Here is a 3,588-nt window from a genome sequence, read left to right as displayed (position 1 = left end):
GTCTTCGACAGAAGGAGAAGCCCGCATCACGGGCCAAATGCCAGATTCCGTCAAAACGGCAGCAGACAGAACAACCCCCTGAGGAGACGAGCATGGGCTGGATGGAGATCATCGAGCGCCTCAAGCAGGCAACGGGCCTCACCGACAAGCAGGTGGCGGCCCTCGAGAAGCGAGGAGCGCTGCGCGTGAGCAAGCGCGTGTCGCTCATCGGCCTGTACGAGCGCGAGCGGGTGCAGATGCTTGCCGTCGACCTGAGCGCCAAGGGTCTGCGGGTCGAGGCATCAGCCCGCATGAAGAAAGGCGACCGCGTGGTGATCTACAAGGACAACCACCACGAAGGCGACAAGCACCGCGTCAACATCGACGTTCTCGACGACGCGCCGGTGGCCACCGTGGTGTGGTGCCGCCGCTCGAGGTCCGGCCTGCACCACGACGTCGGGCTCGAGTTCCTCATCGACACGGCGGCGCAGAAGAAGGCCGTGGCCCACTTCCTGCTCGGCGACTGCAAGGTGGGGCTGCGCGATCCCCGAGAGCATCGCAAGGCGCCGCGAATCTCCTCCGACATGAAGGCCTACGTGCAGACCCCCGACCGCACCACCTATGACGCCACGGCCCGAGACATCGCGGTCGGCGGAGCGCTCATCATCGTGGGGCACCCCATCGAGCGCAACACGCCGGTGAACGTGCAGGTCTTCCTGCCCGGCTCGAAGGACGCCCTGCAGGGATCGGGGCGTGTGGTGCGCTGCACGCAGGTAGAGGTGCGCAAGTGGGAGCTCGGCATCGCCTTCACGCAGGTAAACCCAGACCACCGCGACCGCCTTGTCGCCGCGCTCTCGTCGGTGCTGCACACGCGCGCATCGCGCTGAGCAGAGCCCCCCAGCCTCGCCTCGCGGCGAGCCGTCACCTGGGCAGCGACGCCTTCATCCACGCCAGGGCGCGCCGCACCGCGTCGACCCAGTCGACATCAACGGTGCGAAACCCGCTCAGCACGAGCTGGTGATTGGCATACGCGGCGCGGCATCCCGCCGCTGAGCCGAGCTGCGTGAGCTGGCGCCGATCGAGGGCGGTGACGAACGGCACCAGCAGCACCACCGCGCGATCGCCGAAGCTGTCGCGGAACTTGATGCTGGGCACCCCCAGCGCCACGGCCTCGAGCTTGAGGTGCACGAAGCGCACCAGGTTCTCGGCGGCCGTCGGCAACGCGCCGAAGCGGTCGCGCATCTCGGCGGCGATGCCGTCGACCTGACCTGCCTCGGTGGCCTCGGCCAGGCGGCGGTAGAGCGTGATCTTCTGCTTTGCATCGGGCACATAGCCATCCGGCAGAAACGCCTCGACGGGCAGCTCCATCACGGGCGTGGGCGCCTCGAGGCCGCGCGGCTTTCGCCCCTTGGCCTGAGCCACGGCCTCCTCGAGCATCTGGCAGTAGAGCGAGAACCCCACCGACGCGATCTGACCGCTCTGCTCGGCCCCGAGCAGGTTGCCCGCGCCCCTGATCTCGAGATCGCGCAAGGCGATCTGATAGCCACTCCCCAAAGCGGTGAAGTCGCGGATGGTCTCGAGGCGCAGCTCGGCCTCCCGGCTGAGCGACTTGTGCGGCGGATAGAGCAGGTAGCAGTACGCCTGGGTGGGCGAGCGGCCCACGCGGCCGCGCAGCTGGTAGAGCTGCCCCAGGCCGAAGCGATGCGCGTCGTAGACCACGATGGTGTTGACGTTCGGCATGTCGATGCCGCTCTCGATGATGGTGGTGCAGAGCAAGATGTCGTAGGCGCCCGTGACGAACTCGCCGATGACGTGCTCGAGCTGCCCCTCCGACATCTGACCGTGGCCCACGGCGATGCGGGCCTGGGGCACGAGGTCGCGCAGCTCGGCCGCCATCTTCTCGATGCCACGCACGCGGTTGTAGACGAAGAACACCTGCCCTCCCCGATCTAGCTCGCGGGTGATGGCCCCCCGCACAACCTCGGGCGCGGTCTCGAACAGGTAGGTCTTGATGGGGAGGCGCGCCTCTGGCGGCGTCTCGATGAGCGAGAGATCGCGCACCCCCGCCAGCGACATCTGCAGGGTGCGAGGGATGGGCGTGGCAGTGAGGGTGATGACGTCGACCTGGGCCCGCAGCTCTTTGAGGCGCTCCTTGTGCTCGACGCCGAAGTGCTGCTCCTCGTCGATGATGACGAGGCCGAGGTTGCTGAACTTCACATCTTTCTGCAGCAGCCGATGGGTGCCCACGATGACGTCGACCTCGCCCGCATTCACGGCCTTCACCGTCTCGCGCTGCTCACGCGGCGTGCGGAAGCGCGACAGCACCCCCACCTTCACCGGAAATGGCTCGAGGCGCTCGGCAAAGGTGCGGCCGTGCTGCTGGGCGAGCACGGTGGTGGGCACCAGCACCGCGACCTGACGGTTGTCGAGCACCGCCTTGAACGCCGCCCGCACCGCCACCTCGGTCTTGCCGAAGCCCACATCGCCGCACACCAGCCGATCCATGGGCAGCTCGCTCTCCATGTCGGCCTTCACCGCGGCGATGGCCTTCTCTTGATCCGGCGTCTCATCGTAGGGGAAGGCCGCCTCGAGATCATCCATCCACACACCATCGGGCGAGAAGCCATGGCCAGGATGGGCCTTACGCTCGGCGTAGAGCTGAAGCAGCTGATCGGCCATGTCCTTGATCTGGGTCGCCACGCGCTGGCGGGTCTTCTGCCACTCGGCCCCCCCGAGCTTCGAGAGCGACGGCGAGCCGCCGCCATCGAGCCCCACGTACTTCGACACGTTCTGCATCTGCTCGACCGGCACGAACACCCGATCGCCGCGCAAGTACGAGAGCTCGAGAAAGTCGCGGCTCGAGCCCAGTATCTGCAGGGTCTTGAGCCCTTCGAAACGGCCGATGCCGTGCGAGACGTGCACCACCGCGTCGCCCACGCTGAGATCTTCGAGGCGAAGGGTCGAGCCACGCTCTGACGGAGTGGCGAAGCGCTGCCGACGGGCCACCCCGAGAATCTCCCGATCGGTGACGAGGGTGAGCTGCCCCTCGAGGCGGAAGCCCTCGAGAAGCTGCCCGCCCATCACGCAGACGCGACCGGGGCGGGCCTCATCGGAAAGCCGCCCGAGCTCGTCGGCGCGCTGCACGATGTGGCGCAGGCGCGCCGCCTGATGGGTCACCACCGCCACGGTCTCGCCCTTGGCGGCGAGATCGAGAGCGTAGGCGGCAAAGTCGTCGATGCGCGACGAGAAGCCGGGCACGCCCTCGGTGGGGAGGAAGAGGTCGACCTGCTCTTCGGTGGCGCCCCACGACTGCAGCTCGATGCGCCGATGATCACCGAGCAGGGCCAGGGCATCGGCCCACACGCCGCTCACCTCGGCCTCTTTCGAGCGCCAGCCGCCGCCTTCGACGCTGCCGCCGGCTTCGAGCGTCATCTCATCGAGGCGCAGCTTCAGGCGCGACGGCTCATCGAGCACCACCGCGGCCTCGGGCGCGAGATAGGCGGTGAGGAACGCACGGCGGCACCGCAGCGCGTGCAGCACGATCTGCTCGAGCTGCGCGTCGGCGAGGACGTCGATTTCGACGGTCTGCTCGCGGGTCTCATCGCGCGC

General features: G+C 67.9%; 2 protein-coding genes. One reads left to right on the top strand and one right to left on the bottom strand.

From position 1 onward, the window contains the following. Nucleotides 1–92: 92 nt before the first annotated feature. Nucleotides 93–866, top strand: coding sequence for a PilZ domain-containing protein (locus EB084_21775; protein ID NDD30895.1), 774 nt, complete (start codon nucleotides 93–95; stop codon nucleotides 864–866). Between the two features lie 34 nt (nucleotides 867–900). On the opposite strand, the gene mfd is transcribed toward EB084_21775, so the two are convergent. Further along, nucleotides 901–3,588: transcription-repair coupling factor (mfd, locus tag EB084_21770; GenBank protein NDD30894.1), on the bottom strand; the 2,688-nt coding region annotated here is incomplete at its 5' end.

It is taken from the genome of Pseudomonadota bacterium (assembly GCA_010028905.1).
Classification (GTDB): domain Bacteria; phylum Vulcanimicrobiota; class Xenobia; order RGZZ01; family RGZZ01; genus RGZZ01.
This window is presented reverse-complemented; position numbering and strand designations above follow the sequence as displayed.